Raw genomic sequence first — 20,398 nt, forward strand, 5'->3', positions numbered from 1 at the left:
TCCAGGGCTGCGATCCACAGAATGCTCCACGGCCCCTCCGTCGGCTTTCGCTGTCCCGGTAGGGGCGGCGGCTTCGGAAGGAGCAGCTCGACGGGGCGCTTGCCTGTGCCGTTGCGGCTCATCCGCTGCTCCGGTCGGCGGTGGTGTGCAGGGCGACCAGGTCGGCTAGTTCGTTGTCGGTCAGGTCACTGATCGCGGCCTCTCCCTGGTGCGCGCCGAGGATCGAGTGCGCTAGGTCGCGCTTGGAGGAGATGAGCTGTGCAATGCGCTCCTCGACGGTGCCTTCGGTGATCAGCCGGTGGACCTGGACCGGCTGGGTCTGGCCGATACGGTAGGCGCGGTCGGTGGCTTGGTCTTCGACGGCGGGATTCCACCAGCGGTCATAGTGGATGACATGGGATGCCCGGGTGAGGTTGAGGCCGGTGCCGGCTGCTTTGAGAGAAAGCAGGAACACCGGAACCTCACCCTTTTGAAAGGCGCCGACCATCTCCTCGCGTCGGTGCACCGGGGTCCCGCCGTGCAGCAGGCGCGTCCGCACACCGCGCCGGGTCAGATGCGCCTCTAGCATCCGCGCCATCCGCGTGTACTGGGTGAAGACCAGAGCGGACGCGTTCTCGGCCAGAAGGACGTTGATCAATTCATCGAGGAGCTCGAGTTTGCCGCTGCGCCCGGTGAGGCGGGCCGCCGTGTCCTCCTTCAAGTAGTGGCCGGGATGGTTGCAGATCTGTTTGAGGGCAGTGAGGAGTTTAAGGACCAGGGCGTGCCGGGTGATGCCCCGTGCGTCGCGGATCTCGTCCATCGACTCCCGTACCTGCGCCTCGTACAGCACGGTCTGCTCCCGGGTCAGCCGGACCGGGTGGTCGGTCTCGGTCTTGGGCGGGAGCTCGGGGGCGATGCCTGGGTCGCACTTGCGGCGGCGCAGCACGAAAGGGCGGATGAGGCGGCCGAGCCGTCTGGCGGCCGCCGCGTCAGCCTCGGCCTCGCTGCCGCGTGCTGCACGTTCAGCGGCCCGGCCGTAGCGGTCCCGGAAGGAGGTGAGCGGGCCGAGCAGACCGGGCGTAACCCAGTCCAGGAGCGACCAGAGCTCGGTGAGGTTGTTCTCCACCGGTGTGCCGGAGAGCGCTACCCGGGCCTGGGCGGGGAGGCCGCGCAGAGCCTTGGCGGTGACCGAACCAGGATTCTTGGCGTGCTGCGCCTCGTCGGCGACGACGATTCCCCACGGGCCGGCCTCGCAGAGGTCGGACAGGTCACGGCGGAGTGTGCCATAGGTGGTGAGGACGATCTCCCCGGGCCGGACGTCACCGAGGTCACGTGCGGGTCCGTGATGACGGCGCCAGGGCGTACCGGGCGCGAACCTGTCGATCTCCCGCCCCCAGTTGCCGAGCAGCGAGGCGGGACACACCACCAGGGTGGGGCCGCAGGCCGTCCTCGGATCCTCCTGCCGGCGCAGGTGGAGGGCGATGGCGGTGATCGTCTTGCCGAGCCCCATGTCGTCCGCGAGGCAAGCACCCAGGCCCAGACGGGTGAGCCGGTCCAGCCAGGCCAGGCCGCGCAGCTGGTATCCGCGCAAGGTGGCCCCCAGCCCAGCAGGAGGCAGCAGCTCGGCATCCGTAACGTGCTCCGGTGCGGTCAGCCGGTCGTGGAGAGAGGCAAGCCATCCGTTCGGTCGCACCGGGGTGACGGATCCGTCGTCGCCCGCCACCTCGCCCGTGAGAACGGCCGTCAGCGCCTCCAGGGCGCCCAGTTCGCGTGGTCGGCCCCGGGCCTTGCGCACCAGCGCCTCGTCGACGACGACCCACTGGTCCCGCAGCCGCACCAGCGAGCGCCCAGCCTGTGCGAGCCGGTCTAGCTCCGCAGGGGTGAGAGCGCGGTCGCCCACCGCCAGCTCCCAGCGGAAGGAGAGCAGCGAGTCAGGTGTGAAAAAGCCCGATCCCTCCGGTTCTTCGTCCGGCAAAGCGCTCGCGGGCTCGAGAACTGCCTGGACGACGAGGTCCCGGACCAGGTCCTTGGGCAGGTGCACCGCCACGCCCACCCGCGCCAGGGCGCCGATGCCGTCGTCCAGCAGGGCGAGAAAAGCATCGTCGTCCACGTCCAGTGTGTCCGGCCCGGCCGGTTCCAGCAGTTTGGCGAGTGCGGGCCAGGCATCGGCGGCCGCACGCAGCGTCGCGTTGACCCGCGCACGGTCACGAGGACCGAATCCGTCCACGGTCCCACACCGCACCGCGGCCAGGTCCGCGAGTAACAAGGGATCCGCCAGCGAGCGCACCTGGGGCACACACCGCACCGCCGCTGAGAGGCGGTCGGTGGCGCCCGTGCCCGTGCCGTCGCCGGCACTGTCGAAGAATTCCTCTGTGTCCGGCAGTTCAAGCCGGAGGGAGAGCTGGATACCGGCGTCTCGACCGTCGGCGACCTTGGCGGCCCAGCCCCACAGCCCCGGCAGATGTCTGGAATCCCGGCTGGCGAAAGCGGCCTGCCCCGCAGCGGCGGCAGCAGCGGGCGTGCGCGGCAGCAAGTCGGCCACCGCGTCCAGGAACAGACGCAGCCGGTCGTAGGGATGCGGCAGCAGCAGCGGAGTACGTCCACGCCCGGCCTGCTGCAACGGAGTCGCGTACGCGGCAGGCTCAAGGGATTCGGCCAGGGCCCATACCCAGCCGGCGTCCTCGTGCGAGAACGGCCCCAGCCTCCAGGCGTCGTACCCACCGGCACTCAGCCCGGGCAGTAACAGCCCTCGGCCGGCCATGTGCAGCGCGTAGAGGGCCGCGTGGCGCCATGCGGCACCTGTCGCGGTAAGCCGCTCCGGCGGCTCATCGAGCAGCAACGGCAGAACGTTGGCGAGCGGACCCACCACCGCAGGAACGGTCTGCCGCCGCCCACCGCGACCGTGCGGCAGGACCACCAGGAACTCTTCGGTAGGAGCACCGGCTGGCAGCGGCCCACCCCGGGCGTGGAAAACCATCCGTCCGGAGCGCGGGGGATCGCCCGGCAGGAACACAGCCGTGCATCCCCTCAGATCCCCCCACCACACCGGGTCGAACGCCACGGTCCCGGGAAGGGGCGGTACCTGCTCCGGCTTTGGAGCGACGGGCGGGTCCACAGCCTGCCGTTGCGGGGAAGGGATACGCGCTCTGGACAGATGGGGATCATCGATCTCCCGACCGTCCATGCCAAAGTACTGAGCGCTCTGCTCCTGGCCTTCGTCGTTCATGGTCACCACGCGGTAGACCGTGGCCATCGTCTGGTTCCTTTGCCGATGTCCCCCAGCCGCACCTGCCGCCGGTTTTCCTACCAATTGTCCCAGCCGCGAGTCCAGCGACCGGCTTGCCTCAACGCTACCGGAATAAAAACCTTGCAGTGAAGCTCTCCGCGATCGTGGACACTCGGTCGCGTGGCGCGGCCTACCGGCCAGCACTCGATCGGCGTTGCGCGGCACTTGAGGAGACAGCGTCCTCCTCAGGCACCCGCCAGACGTGAATGTCCAAGCCCGCGGACGCGCTGTTCGTGAGCGCAGCAGACCCTGCCACAGGGAGTGAGGCGCTGTCAGGGCGATGATCGGCCAGCCCCTTCAAATAGCGGATGCTGGGCTGGTTGAGCGCAGCACTGCCAGGCAGTGAGATCCGGCGTAGTGGGAGGAGGCACCTACCGCGGCCGTGGCGCGTGTGCGGGGTCACCTGCCCGGGCTGCGACTCACCCTGTGAGAGCCTGGGCGGCCCGCACCGGTCACGGGGCGAGCCGGGCAAGGAGTACAGCTGTCTTCGCGAATCCCGCCACATTTAACGAACTACCGGTAGGAATCAGTGATCCACCACCCTGGCGCAGACGAGGGCGGATGATCTGACTCCTTCCGTACTGCTCCCAGCGATCAAGAACCAGTCTTCTGAGCGGTAAGGAAGCCACGCGGGCGCGTGAAATGTACGGTTCTGTGCATGAGTGACATTCTGCCGATCGCCGAGGCCCGGGCGAAGTTCGGATCACTGGTCCGTCGCACGTCCCACGCCCGCGAACGCATCACGATCACCGAGCACGGCCAGCCTGCGGCCGTGCTCATCAACCCCCAGGAGCTGGCAGACCTGGAGGACGCGCTGGCTCTGGCCAGGTACCGCGAGCGTCAGTTGGTCGGCGGCGCCGTAGCCGTGCCCCACGATGACGTCCGTGCCCGTCTGGGCTTGGAGCGTGGGTGACCTTCTCGATCGTCTGGGACGAGCCCGCCACCGACGCGGCCGCCCGGTTCCTCGAGGGCGACGCCGACGGACTGCGCCAGCTCATGGACGCCGTCGACCTGCTCGCCGACCAGCCCCGGCCCGAGGGCAGCACCGCGTACGGCTCCATGGACTTGCGCCGGATGCGCGTCGGGCGCTACCGGGTCATGTGTGAGATCACCGAGGTCACCGTCGCCATCGTGGTCATCCACATCGGCCGCCTCGGCTGACACCGGCAACAGGCGGTGAAGGGCCGGACCGACCGTGATCCGGCCCTCAGGCGATCTGGCGCAGAACGCCGTCAAGGCCACAGCGGTCACGGGTAAGCAACGCCGCGTGCTGTGGTGCAGCCCTGCTCGCCCCGCAAGCTGCGCGGACATCACGCACGACCGCCAGCTGGGCCTGGTCACGCTCCTGGCCGACTGGCCCGCGCTCGAGATCCTCGCCGATGCCGACTACCAGAGTCTGGGGGCTCAGACCGGAGGCCGGGTGGTGGCACCGCCACACCGTAAGTTCAAGAAGAACGCCCCTCAGCGGTACGGGGAGATGTGTGAACGCCGGCGCACGGCCCACTCCTCGCGCCGTGTCAGCATCGAGCACGGCATCGCCCATCTGAAGAACTGGAGGGCCCTGGCCCGACACTTCGGCCGCCGCGAGCGCCTGGCCGACACCCTCCAGGCCGTCGCGCGCCTACTGTCCCACCAGCAGACCGCGGCCCTCCACTCGACGCGGCAAACGTGAGCACAGGCCCCACCGAAGTTCTCGACGTCTCACCGCCTGTCGTGCACGTTGGTACTGCAATGGTGCCTGTCCTCATCTTTCCGGTCCCGGGAATAGTTCTGGCCCCCGGCTTACGGCAGATTCCCTGCTCGCCGTCCACACCTGTCATCAACTCTGTTTGTTTCATTGACATTTCGACCAGGAGACGTACGGTTGGGAGCGCTCCCATGACAGTTTTGCAACTGGAAGGAGTTCCCCCCATGCGCAAACAGAGTCCGTTAACCGGGCGTTCACGGCCCCTCCGTCGGCCGCTCCAGGTGCTCGTCATGCTGTTCGCCGTGGTTGTCGGCGCACTGACCTGGTCGGCCCCCGCCCAGGCTCATGGCACCGTCGTTGACCCCGCCTCCCGCGCATACCAGTGCTGGAAGACGTGGGGCAGCAACCACACGAACCCGGCTATGCAGACCGAAGATCCCATGTGTTGGCAGGCATTCCAGGCTAACCCCGACACCATGTGGAACTGGATGAGTGCGCTCCGCGACGGCCTCGGCGGCCAGTTCCAGGCGCAGACCCCCGATGGGACGCTCTGCAGCAACAACCTCTCGAGGAACGCCAGCCTGGACAAGCCCGGGCAGTGGAAGACCACCACTGTCGGCAACAACTTCTCGGTCCACCTGTACGACCAGGCGTCCCATGGTGCCGACTACTTCAAGGTCTACGTGAGCAAGCAGGGCTTCAACCCCAAGACCCAGACCCTGGGCTGGGGCAACCTCGACTTCATCACGCAGACCGGCCGCTTCGCCCCGGCGCAGGACATCACGTTTCCCATCCAGACCTCCGGCTACACCGGACACCACATCCTGTTCGTGATCTGGCAGGCTTCCCACCTCGACCAGGCATACATGTGGTGCAGCGACGTGAACTTCGGCTGAGCCGGAAAGCGCCGCACACGGCACCGGTCTCTGCCGAGCGCCGGCAACCCGCCGCCCGGCCGGCCGAACTCTGTCGGGGCAGGGACCGATTTTGGTCACCCTGCCCCGACAGAGCTTCCTGCGCTCCTTTGGGACTGAGCTGAACTGGATCTTGTAGCAGCCCTGAAGCCAGGCATGCTCGCCTCGGCAGATGGGAGAACACAGGTCCGATGCCTGCACCACGGAAGTACCCCGACGGCCACTACCTCGGGCACATCTACGACAAGACCGGGCGCCGTACCCGGATCGGGGTGGCTGTCTTCGCCATGGAGCTGGATGTCACGACGTGCCACGGCATCGTGTCAGGCCGTCCCGCAGCATGGCGGACCTATAGTTGGGTTCGTGAGCCGTTGGAGAGAGTTGACCGGGGAGATGTCCGGACAGGGCTACGCCGCACGGTTCGCAGCCCTGGCCCGTAGCGGGCAGGACGTGCACGGTGAGGCACGGTTCTGCGCAGCTCTCGTGCCTGCCGGAGCGCGGGTGCTGGACGCCGGGTGCGGCACCGGACGGGTCGCGATCCGGCTCGCGGAGCTCGGGTACGACTGCGTCGGGGTGGATCTCGACGCGTCGATGCTGGCAGTGGCGCGGCAGCAGGCGCCGGAACTGCCCTGGTTCCAGGCCGATCTGACGGGGTTCGAGTCGGCTCGGCTCGGCATCGCGGCGGACTTCGATCTCGTGGTCGCGGCAGGCAACATTTTCCCGTTGCTCGCCGCCGGCACTGAGGCCACGGTGGCCAGCCGCCTGACCGCGGCCTTGCGTCCGGGCGGTCTGATGGTCGCCGGCTTCGGCCTGGACGAAGCCCATCTGCCCGTGCCTCCGAGCATCACGCTGTCGGAGTACGACGACTGCTGCGCCGCAGCCGGCCTCACCCTCGTCGACCGCTTCGCCACCTGGGATGCCGCCCCCTACGACGACGGCGGCTACGCCGTCAGTGTCCACCGCCGGTGACGGTGTGAGCGTTCGGCCTGCGGGCCACGCGCCCCGACATCGTCGCGTATGCAGCCCACGACCAGCTCATTTCCCGATGTCACGCACTGCCGAGCCGCGTAACGGCTGTCGACGAGACCTCCGGAGCCGCAGTCACCGGTTTCACCGCACGGGGTGTGTCCGATCGCGGCACTCCGATCGTCCGAAGACAAGGGCCGAAACTTCTGGCGCCGTTCGCCAGTACGAGCGGAAGATTGTTAGGAGTCGGGCTCGTGGCGAAGGTCGAGGAAGCAGCGCAGTCTTACGCCGGGCTCGCCGGGCTCCCGGGTTGTCCGGTCTGCGGGGCGATGGCGTGGTGAAGCTTCCCCTTGATCTTGGACACCTGGAGACTGGGACATGAGGTTCCAGAGGAAGTAGCACCCGCTGTCACGATTCGACGCAACTGGTCCACCCACACGATGGCTAAGGGCGTGCAGAGAATCAACTTGTGGGTTTCTAGCCTTGACAGCGCAGGTCAGCGCGTTGCCCGCATACATGTTGTTCTCCGGCAGGCCCTAAGAACTCCTAACAAAGTGAGAGGTTGATCAGTCGGCGCCAGCAGAGGATGCCGCAGGCCAGGCTGAGGAAAGCTTCGTGGATGTCGTCGCGGATCTCCCAGCGGATGCGCAGTCGGCGGAACCAGTGCAGCAGCGCAAAGCTCTGCTCGACCACCCAGCGGTGCACGCCCAGTCCGGAACCGTGCTCGACGCCGCGCCGCGCGATGACCGGAGTGATCCCCAGGGCCCGCACCTGCTTGCGGTACTTGTCGTGGTCGTAGCCGCGGTCGGCGTAGAGCGCGGCCGGTCGTTGTCGGGGCCGCCCGCGCCGGCCGCGTACAGGCGGGACGGCCTGGATCAGGGGGATGAGCTGGGTGACGTCGTTGCGGTTTCCGCCGGTCAGCGATACCGCCAGCGGGATGCCGTGCCCTTCGGTGATCAGATGGTGCTTGGAGCCTGTTCGGGCACGGTCGACCGGGCTCGGTCCTGTTTTGGGCCGCCTTTGAGGGCCCTGACGTGCGAGCCGTCGATCACCGCCCTCGACCAGTCCAGCGCGCCGGCGGCATTCAGCTCGGCCAGGAGCGACTCGTGCAGACACTGCCAGACTCCCGCGTCGTTCCAGTCACGCAGACGTCGCCAGCAGGTCATTCCGGAGCCGAAGCCCAGCTCCTGGGGCAAAAACTCCCACGGAATACCCGTGTACAGCACGAACAGGATGCCCGACAGCACCTTCCGGTCGTCCAGACGCTTGCGCCCCGGGTGGTGTGTGCGACGCGGTACAACCGGCAGCAACGGCTCGATCCGCGCCCACAGCTCATCCGCCACGATCCACGGCGGCTGTTCACCCCTTCTCATGTGCAGGCTAACAACCCATCAGACACCAACATTCCAAGGTAAGTTGCAGCTTTTTGTTAGGAGTTCTAAGTCCAGGTGCTGGGCCTGCAGTCCGGCATGAGGGTCCGGCTCGATCAGGAGGGTCGCCGCGCCACGGGCGGTGCGCGCGGCAGCCCAGTCGTGGTCAAGGCTGGTGAAGTCGTCGTCGATCCAGATGGCGGGTGCGTCGCCCAGCCAGGTGCCGACGTAGTCGCGTTTTCAGAGGTAGCCATCGGGGTGGCTGGTCGTGATCTGTGGCCGCGGGAGGTCGACGTACGGCAGTGGCGGGAGGCCGAGAAGTGGGCCGATCAAGGTTGCAGCGTCTCGGCGCCAGCCGGTGCACCAGACCAGGTTGACCAGGCCGGTTCGAAACACGTCCATCAGTAGGGGGCCGTGTTCGGGGTTGAGCCAGACAGCGACGGAGTCGTCGGCACGTCGGCCGGCAGGGACGACGTCGTATCGGACATGCGAGGCCGGGGTGGACGCGTCGTCCGCCGGGAACGGTATGAGGACGCCGTCGACGTCGAGGAGCAGGTAGGGCGTGGTGCGCATCGGTTCCTCCAGAGGGCTGGAGCAGAGGTCAGAGCTTGCAGGCAGTGATCAGCAAGGTCGCGGGCCAGCAGCCGAGGCGGGCGTCGTGGAACTCCTGGGCCGAGGTGACCCAGAGGCCCGCCCGGCGGAGGTGTGTCTCCCAGCGGCCCGCGTCGAAGTCCCAGCGCGCGACGGGTAGTCGAGTGCGGTCGGGGAGCATGACGTGGTCGCGGCGCGGCCGGTCGTCCTGTGACTGGTGGCGACCGCCGCGCTCGGGGTGAGGCACGGTGAAGGCCAGAGTGCGGCCGGGTTTCAGATGCTGGGCGATGGCCGGGAGCAGGAGCTCGGGAGCTACGAGGCCAACGGCGCCGAAGACCGAGTAGATGGCGTCGAACTGTTCGTCGCTTGCTTGCAGGTCGTGCAGGGCGTGGCCGGCGACGAAAGTGAGGTTGGCGAGTCGGCCGTAGTGGGAGCGGGCTCGGCGGATTTGCAGGCCGACGAGGTCGAGGCCGGTGACGCGTGCTCCGTGCCGGGTGGCGAGGTGGGCGACGTTGTGGCCGGGGCCGCAGCCGAGTTCGAGCACCCGTTTCCCTCGGAGGTCGGGCCCGAGGATCTCGGCGCCTGGACCGCTGCCGGGCCTGACGGTCCATTCCATGCGGGCCGGTACAGCAAGTGCTCGGGCGGGGCCCGCGGCGGTTCGCTGGAGTGCGTGTGCGTGCCAGGGAGATGCCTGAGCGAGTGGCATCTAGACCTCCAGGAGCCGGAGGGCGTCGGTGAGGTGGCGGCGTACGACCTTGATGTACGTGGGGTCCGTGGCCGGGTCGTTGATCCACCGGATGGCCTGCTCCATGAACCACTCCACCGCCCACATGCGATGCCATCCCAGTGCCCACTTCTCCGCAGCGAGACCGCCGCGCTCGGCGAGCGCATCAGGGGTGCCGCCCTCGGCGACGTAGGTCTCCACGAATACGCGCAGGCGTACGGGGTCGGGCTCCTCAAGGGTGCCGTGCCAGCTGGCGAGGTCGAGCAGACCGGGGCCGGTGAAGGAACGGGCGAAGTCCAGCAGACGCCAGCCGCGTTGGCCGATGTGGAGGCTGGTGGGGTGGAACTCGGAATGCACCCAGCCGAACGGCGCCACCGTGGCCTCGGTCGAGCGTGCTGCGGCGGCCTGGGCGAAGCGGTCGAGTGCCGCCTCAATGTCGTCCGCGCCCTGCCATCGCTCGGCTTTGCGGAGCCGGTCGAGGTGGTCCAGTGCCTGGCCGGGCAGGGAGCGCAGGGCTTCTTGATCAAGGATGGGCAGGGACGCTGCCCTACGAGTGGAGTGCAGGACAACGGCTGCGGCGGCACCGTCAAGGTCGTCGGCGTCGCGGATGGGGGCGCCGAGGTCTTCCAGCAGCATCCCGAGCCAGCCGTCCAGTACCGCGGAGGCGTGCACCTTCGGGACCGGGACGCCGAGGGTGTGCGCCAGGCAGAGGGCCTGGTCTTCGCTGTCGAAGGGCTTCTTGGCGTACTTGAAGATGGCGGTGGCCCCGTCGGAGAAGGTCAGGCGTTCGACGCCGGACATGGACCAGACGCGCACCTCTTCGCGCGCTACGGCGGAGGGGCGACCGGCAGCAGTCAGCACACTTGCCAAGAGATCGGCATTGAGCGACTCGTCCATGAAGGACTCCTGTGATTGGGGGCGTCCGGGGCGGCCGACGGCGCCGGCCCGCCCCGGAGCCGGGTCGGGCGCTGGCTATGCGGCGGGGGCTACGCGGTGGGCGTAGACCTGCTCGATCCATCCAGCCTTGAACTCGGCAAGGTCGTCGCGGAAGGTGGCCATCGAGGCACCGTAGGGTGCGACCACGCCGCCGGACTGGTCCGGCACGGACTGGCAGCCATGCACGAGCCGCCCGCCGAGCGCGGCGTGGGCCTTGATGGACTCGATGCGGCGGTGCTCGTTGAACCAGCCACCGTGGTAGACCTCGTCGAGCAGGCCGCCCATCTCGTCGGACAGGTCGAAGACGACGGAGGTGGCGGCGGGGAAGAACCAGCACGGGCCCACGTTCGAGATGTGCCCGTCCAGCTCGACCTTGTTCAGCGCCATCAGCGTGGCGGCCTCACGCAGCATCCGCAGGTGGTCGGTGGTGATCCGCGGCAGGCCGAGGCTTGCGAGGTGTTCCTCGCGGAACAGGTAGGCGTACACCTCGTACGCGATGGCCAGCACCTGGGCCGCATCCGAAGTGGGCCGACTGTGCTGCTTGATGAAGTCGAGCGCGAGCTGCTCGACCGCGCTCTCGGTCGTCTCGTCCACGTCCAGGAGCTGTGACTTGACCAGCTCCCTGTCGGCGACGAGCCAGGTGTGGGACTCGAAGCGGAAGAAGTACTCGGCCGGGTCGATGGTGATGCGCCGGCCGTCGACCTGAATGCCGGGCAGTCGGCTCCAGCACGTGTCGAACGCCTCGGGCAACTCGACTGTGATGGTCATGGTCTCGATGGTGGTCACCGTGTCTCCGTCTCTGAAGGGCCGGGAGCGGGCATAGGAATGCCCGGACCCCCTGCGGGTGTACGGAACTTCGGGAGCCGTCCGGACCAAGAGGGAGCCTGGATCACGGGCGGAACCTGAAACCGTGCCGGGCGGCTGCGATTAAGTGAACCGTTCGTCACGCAGCGTGGGTACGGTGAGAGCCAGGCAAAGCGGTATACGCGGTTTACAGCTCCTGATCGGAGGCGGTCGTGGCAGCCCAGCGAGCATCCAACTCCCGCCTGCGCGAGGTCATCGAAACGATCGGCTGCACGTACGAGGCCCTGGCGAAGGATGTACGGCGCATCGCCGCCGAGAACGGCGAGATCATCCAGACCAACAAGTCGGCCATCTCCCACTGGGCCAACGGAACTCGCCAGCCGAGCGGCCGAACGAGTCAGTACCTTGCCGAAGCGCTGTCCCGCCGAGCTGGCCGCATCGTCACACCGACCGAGATCGGCGCGGGCACGTCTGACGGCAACGAGCAGGACGAAGCCGACCCGGTCTTGGCGGTGACCGATCTGGGCCGCGCCGACGTCGAGCGCCGCCGCTTCCTCGCGGTCGCCGCCTTCACCACCGCAGGCGTCGCCATGCCGCTCGCTTACGATCACGAAGCCACCGCCCGCATGCTCCGTGCCCGTACCGGCTCCGGGCTGGTCGGTGCGCAGGACGTGGACGTCGTACGCGAGATCACCGCCGCGTTCAGCGCGGCCGACGAACGCCTCGGCGGCGGCCACGGCCTGACCACCGTCACTGCCTACCTGGCCGACACCGCCGCTCCCCTGCTCCGCGGACGATTCACCGCAGAGCCCTTACGCCAGGCCGCGTTCGGCGCAGTTGCCGAACTCGCCTACCTGGCAGGCTGGAAGCACCATGATCTTGGCCAGGAAGGCGCTGCCCAGCGCTACTACCGAGTCGGCTACCAGCTCGCCTGCGAGGCTGACCCGCACGGCCACGCCGCCTGGATGATGCGTGCCCTTGCCCACCAAGCCCTCAGCCTCAAGCAGCCCCACTACTGCATTGCCCTGGCCGAGGCTGCGCTCGCCCAGGGTGTCGGCCACATCGACGGCCAGACCGAGGCCCTGCTCCACATCACCCACGCTCGCGCCTACGCCGCCACCAGCGAGAAGCCCGCCGCCGCCCGCGCTCTGCTCGCCGCCGAGGACGCTCTCCTGCGCGAGGACGGCCCTCAGCCCAGTTACTCCCGCGTCAGCGGCCCTGCAGCCGGCACTGTAGTCAGCCACACCGCGCGCACGCTGACCGACCTCGCCGACCACGTAGGTACCGAACAACAGCACCGCGACGCCTTGGTCCGCTGGGACCCCGTGAAGTACAAGCGGGTCCACGCCCTCACCTACGCCGACCTGGGCGACAGCCTCGCGGCCCAGGCACGAGCCGACGAGGCCGTCGCCGCCTGGTCGCAGGCGCTGACTCTCATGGAGGGCATGACCTCCGACCGCACTCGTAAAGCGATCACGTCACTGCGATCCACCCTCGCGATCTACCAGCGGCGCAAAGTCCCCGGAGCCACCGAACTCGCCCGCCGCGCACGCGAAGCACTCGCCTAACATGCCCACCAACCGGCCGATGAGATGAAGGGACGCACAGTGGCTCAACCGACCACCGACGACCAGCCCAAGGCCCTCAAGCCCGCCCTCGAATCTATGACCCTGCTGGTCGCCGCCGTCATCGTCCACGACCAAGCCACCAACCGCGTAGTGCTCCTCCAGCGCAGCGAGAACGCCAAGTTCGCCCAAGGCATGTGGGATCTGCCCGTCGGCAAGAGCGAACCCGGCGAGCCCATCACCGAAACGGCGGTGCGCGAGCTCTACGAGGAGACCGGCCTAACGGTGAAGCCGGAATCTCTCAAGATCGCCCATATCATCCACGGGGCCTGGGGAGTTGAAGCCCCCAACGGCTTCCTGACCGTCGTCTTCGCAGCCCATGAGTGGACCGGCGAGCCCGAGAACCGTGAGCCGCGCAAGCACGCCCAGGTCCGCTGGATCGACGTTGACGCCATCCCCGAGGAGTTCGTGGACACCACCGCCAGTGCGCTCCACCGCTACCTGGACGGGGGCCCGGAAGTTTCCCTGAACGGCTGGGGGCAGTAGCGCCATACAGACAGCTGACTCACACGCGCAATGAGCCTTGTCGAGGTCCTTCTCCAGATGGGCGTCGACAAGACCAGGTCGCCGGAGACGATCACCAGGATGCTGCCTGTGTGGACCGCGGTCTGCTTGACGACGCACCGACCGTGAAAGCGCTACCGTCGGGCGAGGCGCTATCACAAGTGCCAAGCGCGGATCTTCGCCCACAACGAAGCGTCGCTGGTCCTTCATCGTCGGCTCGGCTTCGTGGAGGAGGGGCGCCTTCGCGACCACGACTGGGAGACCGAGACCATGCACGCCCACGGCTGGGCACGCGCCACCGAACCCGAAACGCCGAGCGCCCCACACCGGCGCACCCCCGCCTGGTACCGCGCGGGACAGGGTGAGCAGCGCCTCCTAGACCCCTCCAGCGTGAGGCCGCTGGGACTTCATCTCCGACCATCGCGCCGTCTTCGGCGTGCAGCGGATCTGCCGGGTCATGGGCGTCTCCTGTTCCGGCTACTACCGGCACCAGGCCACCGCGCAGGCACGCGCCGTGCGTCAGGCCGAGCAGGCCGCCGCGGTCGCTGAGATCCGGCAGATCCACGCGGAGTACCACGGCGCCTACGGCGCCCCGCGGGTCCATGCCGAGCTCCGGGCCCGGGGCCGCAAGGTCAACCGCAAGCGCGTCACCCGGCTGATGCGCGTCAACCATATTGTCGGCCGTCATCTGCGTCGGAAGAAGCGGATCACGATCCGGGACAAGACGGCCCCGCCCGCACCGGACCTGGTTATGCGTGATTTCACGGCCACGGCGCTGAACACCAGGTGGTGCGGCGACATCACCTATGTCGCTGTCGGCTCGTCGTGGATGTTCCTGGCGACGGTCATCGACATCTGCTCGCGCCGCGTGATCGGCTGGTCCATTGCCGACCACATGCGCACCCAGCTGGTCACCGACGCGCTTGAGATGGCGGTCGCCGCCCGCGGCAGCCAGGTCGACGGCGTCGTCTTTCACACGGTCAGGGGCGCCCCGTACGTCAGCCGGGCCTTCGCCGAGGTGTGCCGCCGGCACGACATCCGCCGCAGCATGAGACGTATCGGCTCGAGCTACGACAACGCCCTGGCCGAGTCCTTCTTCCAGGGCCTCAAACGCGAGTTGCTCCACGGGCGACGCCTCACCTCGAAAGCTCAGACACGCCTGGAGCTGTTCCGCTGGCTCGCCTACTACAACCGGCGCCGCCGCCACTCCGCCCTCGGCTACCTCTCACCGTCCGAGTTCGAACGACAACTGATCTCGTCACAGACGCTGTCACTCGTCGCATGAAACCCGGCGTCTACTCCCGAGGTTGAGCCTCAACTGATCGCCTACACCACCAGAAGGGACATCACCCGCAGAGATCGTCGGCACCCGTAGCCCTGACCAGCTCAGCTCGATCATTCTGGCCCGCATCACCACGTCCCGCGGCGCTTTCCGCGCCCGCGACAACCGGCGAACAAGGACTCGCTCGTCCTCGTCACACTCCGGCCGTGCCCATAGAACCATCGTCGAGCACCGCCCCGGAGCACCCTCAAATACTCCGCCACCAGGACATATACCTAACGAAAGAGGAATCCAGCACTAGGGTGTGGTGAGCCGGTTGAAGGCAGAGGGCGCGCCGGCGGCGCCGGGACCGAAGCGGGCGCGGGCCCGGTCAAGGACGGCTTCCAGATGGTGGAGCTTTTCGTCGCGGCCGTCGAGGGTGAGCTGCTGAGTGGCACGGGCGGCCGGACGGAGTCGTTCGGCTCGCAGGGCGATCCCTCGCATGAAGTTTCCCGTGATGCGGTTTCTCTCTCTCCCTGTTGGGTCGGCGACCCGAGCCAGCCACCAGCCCGACCGGTCCTGCAGACGGGCGCCCGGCCTGCGTTTTTCCTGTTCAAGTGGTGTTAGACGAGTTCTGGATCTTGGCGATCTGTGGCGGCTGAAAGCGGGTTGTGGCGGTAGTGATGCTGACCTAACGCTGACTTTACTGACGGAGTGTCAGTTCCTATGTGCAGCTGGATGAGGGTCGGTAACAGTGCCATCATCGGCAGTATCGACCTTGCTGCAGCGAAGGTCACGTGCAGGGCTGTGCGAACAGGGCCGGTTCGGTGAGGGAGGGGGGGGCGGTGGACTTCGTCATGAAGTTGCCTACCTGAGGGCGCTGGCCTGCGTCTATACGGCCGTCCGTGCTTTTGAACTGCGCCGATACGTGTTTCAGTGCCTTTGAGGTTCGTCCCGTGTTACGCAGTCCGTTTTCCCCACGCGCTCCCCAGCGCCGTCCATCCTCCCCAGATTCTCCCCAGAGTCGATCGTGCCGTGAGGAGGCGGTGGTGGGGGAGCCGGTCGATCTGTGACACCGCTGTAGGCACGGTGAGCAACTGACGGTGGTAGGAGAAATGTCGCCCACCAGCAGATTCTTCGTCTACTGGTGGTACAGCCGTTGCATACATCTGGCCTGTATAGATGCCCTGTCGGTAGGTGAGTTGGCAGGATCTGGTCCGCGTACGGTCCGGATTTCGGTGCGCGACGTAGCGGTGGTTGAGGTGGCGTCTGCTGGCGGACCGGAGTGGGGTGCCTCGCACACGGGCGAGAGTTCTGCTCCAGCCCGTCCTTGCCCCCGCTGCCGCTGTAGGGCGCGTGCAGGGCCGAACACGCAGTCAGTGATCCTGCAGACGAAGCATCGACGATTAAGAGGTCGCACAGATAGGCAGGTTGGGGAGTCCCTGGCGACAAGGCGGACACCGGTCCTGGTGATCACGAAGTTGCGACGCTCTGTGATCACTGGGCAGACCTGCGCACGTGCTGCCGTCATGCTCGAGTCTGAGCCCAGGTGGTGGCCGGTTTCAGCTGAGGGTTTCGCCGTCGTCGATGGTGATGTATCTGACCGGTGACGTAGTTGTTGACCATGGGGAAGAGGGCCGCGGTGGCGGCTTCCTCGGTGGTGCCGAAGGCGACCGAGGGGAGCGGTCGATCCGGGGTGGCGGTGATCGCGCGACCTCCTGGCAGAGCCGCACGCGCGAGGTCGCCGAGGTCAGTGGTGTGGTCGGCGTAGCCCTGCGATGAGCAGTTCGGTCATCCGGCGTGCGTCGTAGCGGGGAGCGCTGTCCGCGCCGATGCAGAGGTTACCGACGCCACGCATGAGCTGATACGCGTCGATGTCGGGGCGGATCTCGCCGGCGACGGCTGCGGCTTCGAGCAGTTCGGTGCAGACGGGTAGGAGACGGTCGAGGAAGTAGGCATGCAGCGCCTCGAAGCCGGCGTTGTCGGCCTGTAGCACAGAGGCGAGTCCGTGTTTGGCCACCAGGAAATCGACGAAGAGGTTGATCCACTTCCCTAGGGCTGTGTGCGGAGAGCTAGTCGCCAAGAGGGCCGGACCGGCATCGGCGCAGGCGTCGACTTGATGCCGGTAGACGCCGATGATGAGGTCCGCTCGCGTCGGGAAGTGGCGGTAGATCGTCCCCAGCCCGACGCCCGCCTTGGCCGCGATGTCGCGTACCGGCGCGTCCACGCCTGACGTGACGAAGACCGCGGCGGCCGCATCGAGCAGGGTTTCCTTGTTACGTCGGGCGTCCTTCCGCCCCGACGGGGCCGCCTGTCCTGCGCCCTCGCAGCTGTCGCTCACCACGCGTTCCTTCCACTCACCGCTTGCAAAAACGGAACCATGTTCCGTATCGTTCCGGAACGAGGTTCCGTTTTGCTCATAATGCCAGAGCAGGAACCCGGTAACCAAGCCATGTAATGCACCACGCTTCCCCCATGAGGAGACACGATCATGCAGTACCGCACCTTGGGCCGCACCGGTGTGCAGGTCAGCACCCTCGCGCTCGGCGCGATGAACTTCGGAAAGATCGGGCGCACCACCCAGGACGAGGTCACCGCCATCGTCGACGCCGCGCTGGAGGCGGGGATCAACCTGATCGACACTGCCGACGTGTACAGCGGCGGCGAGTCGGAGGAGATGGTCGGCAAGGCCATCGCCGGGCGCCGCGACGACATCGTGCTGGCCACGAAAGCGACCATGCCGATGGGCGACGAGCGCAACCGCCAGGGCAGTTCGCGCCGCTGGCTGGTCACCGCGCTGGAGGACAGCCTGCGTCGGCTCGGCGTCGACCACGTCGACCTTTACCAGATCCACCGGTGGGATCCGAACACCAGCGACGAGGAGACCCTGTCAGCGTTGACCGACCTGCAGCGCGCGGGAAAGATCCGCTACTTCGGCTCCTCGACCTTTCCCGCCTACCGCATCGTGCAAGCCCAGTGGGCCGCCCGCGAGCACCACTTGAGCCGTTACGTCACCGAACAGCCCAGCTACTCGATCCTGCAACGCGGCGTCGAGACCCATGTGCTGCCCGTGACAGAGCAGTACGGGCTCGGCGTCCTGGTGTGGAGCCCACTGGCCTCGGGCTGGCTGTCGGGCGCGATCCGCGAGGGCAGGGACATCACCACCAGCCGCTCAACGTTCATGCCGCAACGCTTCGACACCACCACCCCCTCCAACCGGGCCAGGCTCGACGCCGTCGAGCGGCTGGCCGGAGTCGCCGACGACGCCGGCCTGACGATGATCCAGCTCGCGCTTGGCTTCGTGACCGCGCACCCCGGCGTGACCAGCGCGCTCATCGGCCCCCGGACGCCGGACCACCTGCACTCGCAGCTCGCCGCCGCAGACACCAAGCTCCCCACCGACGTACTCGACGCGATCGACGCCATCGTCGCCCCCGGCGCCGACCTCGCCGCACACGAGAAGAACGACACCCCGCCCGCGCTGCTCGACCCGTCCCTGCGGCGACGCTGATCGTCCCAGCGACAGCCTCCATCCTCTGGCGCGACATCACGAAGCTGCAGCAGTAGACGGCGATAGCACATTCCGCTTCATAGTCTGCCTATGGGACTTCCATCACCTGGCGGCCCATCAGTAATCCGCCGCACTCACGCAGACAGGCGGCGTGGGAAGTCCCCGGCGACAAGGCGGGCCCAGGACCCGGTGATCATGGAGTTGCGACGCTCTGTGATCACTGGGGGACCTGTGCCCGTGCTTCCATCATGGCTGACTGACCCGCTCTGGGACCAATTCGCGGCGTTCTTGCCTGAGCGCCCTACGGTCGATCCGTCCCACCCGCTGGGGTGCCACCGCCGCCGCATCAGCGACCGGATCGTGTTCGACAAGCTGTTGCAGCTTCTGCGATTCGGCTGCTCCTACCAGGCGATCTCCGACACGACCTGCTCGGCGACCACCATCCGCAACCGCCGCGACGAGTGGATCCGGCTCGGCATCTTCGCCCGGCTCAAACAGATCATGCTGGAGTCCTACGACCGGATCGTCGGGCTCGTGCTCGACCAGATCGCCATCGACGGCTCCATCACCAAGGCCCCCGGCGGCGGCGAGGTCGCCGGGCCCTCACCGGTCGATCGCGGCAAGCAGGGCTTGAAACGCTCAGGCATGACAGATGGTTACGGGATCCCACTCGGCCGGGTCCTGGCCGGGGCGAACCGCCACGACTCACCGCTTCTCGCGCCGACCCTGGACCTGCTGGACGACCTCGGGCCGCTGCCCGACGACATCACAGTCCATCTGGACGCCGGCTACGACTCGGACATTAGCCGCACCGAACTCGCCGCCCGCAACCTGCACGGCCGCATCGCGCACAAGGGTGAGAAGGCGCCGATCCAGGCGAGCCAGCGGTGGCATGTCGAGCGCACGCGCGCCTGGCAGAATGCCTTCCACCGCCTTGCCCGCTGCTACGAGCGCCGTGCGACCGTCATCAACGCCTTCTTCGACCTCGCGGACACGATCATCACCATCCGTAGCCTGATCCGCCGAGCCTGGACCACCCACCGCTGGGACGACCGCCCCAAGCGACGCCCATGAGCGCCCGCCTATCTGCGGGAGCTCTAAGTGACCAGTGTTGTTCGGTCGTGCCCGAAATGCCTGGTGCCGGCCGAGGGGTGCCACGGATCATGAGTGTGTCGTCAGGAACGACGGCTCTGGCCGCACTCTAGGGAGAGAACGCATGAATGCACTGCACTCGCGCAAGCCGTTGAGCATGCGCTGTGCCTCGCTCGCGCTCGGACTGGTGGCCGCGTCCGTGTTCACGACGGCTCTGGCCTCGCCGTCGATCGCCGCGCCGGCACGGACCGACTCGTCCGCGCAGACGGCGGACGCCAGAATAGAGCGGGAGATCGCGGGCCTGCTCCGGCATAACGAGGGCGCCGAGCGGGTGGGGAAGGACCGGGTGCGGCTGGAGCCGGGCGTGGAGATGACCGTCCCGTCGTCCACCCGCGCGGCCGCCGGCATGAGCGACTGCCAGGGCGGTTACGCCTGTGTGTGGGAACACGGCAACTACAGCGGCTACCGCCTGGACTTCTACAACTACGGCTCCTACCAGCTCGCCGACTACGCCCTACCCAGCGGCGGCACCTGGCAGGACAAGGTCAGCTCCTTCTTCAACAATCAGACCGGAGGCGCCTGGATGGTCGGCAGGGACTGGATCGGCCAATGGGAGTGGATCTTCGGTGGACCGGGTGCGTATGCCGAGCCCCAGGTGAGCGCCAACGACCGAGCCGATGTGATCGAGCTGTACCCGTAGCCCAAGCATGAGAACGCGGCGCGGCGCGGCATGGTGCAGCGCCACTGTCCATCGTCGCCAGGTGCCGCGGGCAGCGGGCCCTACCCAAGGACCCGGGACGCCAGGTAGAAAAGCGCGGACGGCTGCTGCCGCCCGCTGTCCCTGGTCCTCGCTTTAGGTCGGCGTGCAGACTGCACCCAGTTCATCGCCGTGCTAGAAAAGATTGTTGTCCCCAGCCCGGCCTGGGAAGGTCCTGTATGAAGCCGGACAGTCTCGCGGCCGACAATGCCTAGAGCAACCGCCTTGTCCGTAAGTGCCTGCGGCGAAGGGCATCCGCCGCACGATCCCAGAGAAGACTGACAAACCACCCCGCGTAGGGCCTGTTGCGAAAGTGCTGGTCATAGCCACTCGTTGATGGCTGCGACCAGCACGGTCGCTTCGTAGCGGACGGCGAGTTTGTCGTACCGGG

General features: G+C 67.5%; 18 protein-coding genes and 2 pseudogenes. 11 read left to right on the top strand and 9 right to left on the bottom strand.

Annotated features, from left to right (window positions below; genetic code table 11):
• Positions 1–118 precede the first annotated feature (118 nt).
• Positions 119–2,848: a DEAD/DEAH box helicase gene (locus ACFYXC_RS39390; RefSeq protein WP_389557643.1), complete on the bottom strand. Its 2,730-nt coding sequence runs from the start codon at positions 2,846–2,848 to the stop codon at positions 119–121.
• Between the two features lie 1,075 nt (positions 2,849–3,923).
• On the opposite strand from ACFYXC_RS39390, the gene ACFYXC_RS39395 reads away from it, so the two are divergent.
• From ACFYXC_RS39395 to ACFYXC_RS39415, 5 genes are all read left to right on the top strand, one after another.
• Entirely contained in the window at positions 3,924–4,178 is a 255-nt protein-coding gene (locus tag ACFYXC_RS39395; RefSeq protein ID WP_389557645.1) for a type II toxin-antitoxin system Phd/YefM family antitoxin, read from the top strand.
• Positions 4,175–4,426, top strand: coding sequence for a type II toxin-antitoxin system RelE/ParE family toxin (locus ACFYXC_RS39400; RefSeq protein ID WP_389557646.1), 252 nt, complete (start codon positions 4,175–4,177; stop codon positions 4,424–4,426). Before ACFYXC_RS39395 ends, ACFYXC_RS39400 begins: the two co-directional genes overlap by 4 nt.
• Positions 4,427–4,460: 34 nt before the next feature.
• Positions 4,461–4,937, top strand: a complete 477-nt coding sequence (locus ACFYXC_RS39405) for a transposase family protein (protein ID WP_389557648.1) — start codon at positions 4,461–4,463, stop codon at positions 4,935–4,937.
• 305 nt (positions 4,938–5,242) lie between these two features.
• On the top strand, positions 5,243–5,848 hold the full coding sequence (locus ACFYXC_RS39410; protein WP_389557650.1) for a lytic polysaccharide monooxygenase: 606 nt from the start codon (positions 5,243–5,245) through the stop codon (positions 5,846–5,848).
• 381 nt (positions 5,849–6,229) lie between these two features.
• Positions 6,230–6,835, top strand: a complete 606-nt coding sequence (locus ACFYXC_RS39415; protein ID WP_389557652.1) for a class I SAM-dependent methyltransferase — start codon at positions 6,230–6,232, stop codon at positions 6,833–6,835.
• A gap of 236 nt (positions 6,836–7,071) precedes the next feature.
• On the opposite strand, the gene ACFYXC_RS39420 is transcribed toward ACFYXC_RS39415, so the two are convergent.
• From ACFYXC_RS39420 to ACFYXC_RS39445, 6 genes and pseudogenes are all read right to left on the bottom strand, one after another.
• On the bottom strand, positions 7,072–7,350 hold the full coding sequence (locus ACFYXC_RS39420; RefSeq protein ID WP_389557653.1) for a DUF6207 family protein: 279 nt from the start codon (positions 7,348–7,350) through the stop codon (positions 7,072–7,074).
• A 28-nt stretch (positions 7,351–7,378) separates the two neighbouring features.
• Positions 7,379–8,205 (bottom strand): IS5 family transposase gene (locus ACFYXC_RS39425; protein ID WP_389557655.1). Its coding sequence is split into 2 segments (ribosomal slippage): positions 7,379–7,845 and positions 7,845–8,205, totalling 828 coding nucleotides; the frame shifts between segments, so codons are not numbered across the junction.
• Positions 8,206–8,223: 18 nt separating this feature from the next.
• Positions 8,224–8,775, bottom strand: a pseudogene (locus ACFYXC_RS39430) (HAD domain-containing protein).
• Between the two features lie 28 nt (positions 8,776–8,803).
• Positions 8,804–9,499, bottom strand: coding sequence for a class I SAM-dependent methyltransferase (locus ACFYXC_RS39435; RefSeq protein ID WP_389557657.1), 696 nt, complete (start codon positions 9,497–9,499; stop codon positions 8,804–8,806).
• On the bottom strand, positions 9,500–10,414 hold the full coding sequence (locus ACFYXC_RS39440) for an aminoglycoside phosphotransferase family protein (protein WP_389557659.1): 915 nt from the start codon (positions 10,412–10,414) through the stop codon (positions 9,500–9,502).
• A 75-nt stretch (positions 10,415–10,489) separates the two neighbouring features.
• Positions 10,490–11,239, bottom strand: coding sequence for a hypothetical protein (locus ACFYXC_RS39445; RefSeq protein WP_389557661.1), 750 nt, complete (start codon positions 11,237–11,239; stop codon positions 10,490–10,492).
• Positions 11,240–11,469: 230 nt separating this feature from the next.
• On the opposite strand from ACFYXC_RS39445, the gene ACFYXC_RS39450 reads away from it, so the two are divergent.
• The 3 genes and pseudogenes from ACFYXC_RS39450 to ACFYXC_RS39460 form a co-directional block, all read left to right on the top strand.
• A complete protein-coding gene (locus tag ACFYXC_RS39450) occupies positions 11,470–12,825 on the top strand; it encodes a helix-turn-helix domain-containing protein (protein ID WP_389557662.1) in 1,356 nt (451 codons plus the stop codon).
• Between the two features lie 24 nt (positions 12,826–12,849).
• A complete protein-coding gene (locus ACFYXC_RS39455; RefSeq protein WP_389557664.1) occupies positions 12,850–13,368 on the top strand; it encodes an NUDIX domain-containing protein in 519 nt (172 codons plus the stop codon).
• Positions 13,369–13,783: 415 nt separating this feature from the next.
• Positions 13,784–14,671: pseudogene (locus tag ACFYXC_RS39460) on the top strand (IS3 family transposase); the annotation flags it as partial.
• A gap of 294 nt (positions 14,672–14,965) precedes the next feature.
• On the opposite strand, the gene ACFYXC_RS39465 reads toward ACFYXC_RS39460, so the two are convergent.
• On the bottom strand, positions 14,966–15,151 hold the full coding sequence (locus ACFYXC_RS39465) for a hypothetical protein (RefSeq protein WP_389557666.1): 186 nt from the start codon (positions 15,149–15,151) through the stop codon (positions 14,966–14,968).
• Positions 15,152–16,397: 1,246 nt separating this feature from the next.
• Positions 16,398–16,988 (bottom strand): TetR/AcrR family transcriptional regulator, encoded by a 591-nt coding sequence (locus ACFYXC_RS39470; protein ID WP_389557668.1) that lies wholly within the window; start codon positions 16,986–16,988, stop codon positions 16,398–16,400.
• A gap of 150 nt (positions 16,989–17,138) precedes the next feature.
• On the opposite strand from ACFYXC_RS39470, the gene ACFYXC_RS39475 reads away from it, so the two are divergent.
• From ACFYXC_RS39475 to ACFYXC_RS39485, 3 genes are all read left to right on the top strand, one after another.
• Positions 17,139–18,158 (top strand): aldo/keto reductase, encoded by a 1,020-nt coding sequence (locus ACFYXC_RS39475; protein WP_309032744.1) that lies wholly within the window; start codon positions 17,139–17,141, stop codon positions 18,156–18,158.
• Between the two features lie 231 nt (positions 18,159–18,389).
• On the top strand, positions 18,390–19,232 hold the full coding sequence (locus ACFYXC_RS39480) for an IS5 family transposase (RefSeq protein ID WP_389557669.1): 843 nt from the start codon (positions 18,390–18,392) through the stop codon (positions 19,230–19,232).
• A 142-nt stretch (positions 19,233–19,374) separates the two neighbouring features.
• Positions 19,375–19,950 (top strand): peptidase inhibitor family I36 protein, encoded by a 576-nt coding sequence (locus tag ACFYXC_RS39485; RefSeq protein WP_389557671.1) that lies wholly within the window; start codon positions 19,375–19,377, stop codon positions 19,948–19,950.
• Positions 19,951–20,398: the final 448 nt, after the last annotated feature.

The sequence above is a fragment of the Streptomyces sp. NPDC002701 genome, from assembly GCF_042889045.1.
Lineage (GTDB): Bacteria > Actinomycetota > Actinomycetes > Streptomycetales > Streptomycetaceae > Streptomyces.

Bases quoted from the DNA above. Each gene is read 5' to 3' on its own strand.
- ACFYXC_RS39395 (WP_389557645.1), top strand. From the start codon at position 3,924: ATGAGTGACATTCTGCCGATCGCCGAGGCCCGGGCGAAGTTCGGATCA.
- ACFYXC_RS39410 (WP_389557650.1), top strand. From the start codon at position 5,243: ATGCTGTTCGCCGTGGTTGTCGGCGCACTGACCTGGTCGGCCCCCGCC.
- ACFYXC_RS39420 (WP_389557653.1), bottom strand. From the start codon at position 7,350: ATGTATGCGGGCAACGCGCTGACCTGCGCTGTCAAGGCTAGAAACCCA.
- ACFYXC_RS39435 (WP_389557657.1), bottom strand. From the start codon at position 9,499: ATGCCACTCGCTCAGGCATCTCCCTGGCACGCACACGCACTCCAGCGA.
- ACFYXC_RS39440 (WP_389557659.1), bottom strand. From the start codon at position 10,414: ATGGACGAGTCGCTCAATGCCGATCTCTTGGCAAGTGTGCTGACTGCT.
- ACFYXC_RS39455 (WP_389557664.1), top strand. From the start codon at position 12,850: ATGAAGGGACGCACAGTGGCTCAACCGACCACCGACGACCAGCCCAAG.
- ACFYXC_RS39465 (WP_389557666.1), bottom strand. From the start codon at position 15,151: ATGCGAGGGATCGCCCTGCGAGCCGAACGACTCCGTCCGGCCGCCCGT.
- ACFYXC_RS39475 (WP_309032744.1), top strand. From the start codon at position 17,139: ATGCAGTACCGCACCTTGGGCCGCACCGGTGTGCAGGTCAGCACCCTC.
- ACFYXC_RS39485 (WP_389557671.1), top strand. From the start codon at position 19,375: ATGAATGCACTGCACTCGCGCAAGCCGTTGAGCATGCGCTGTGCCTCG.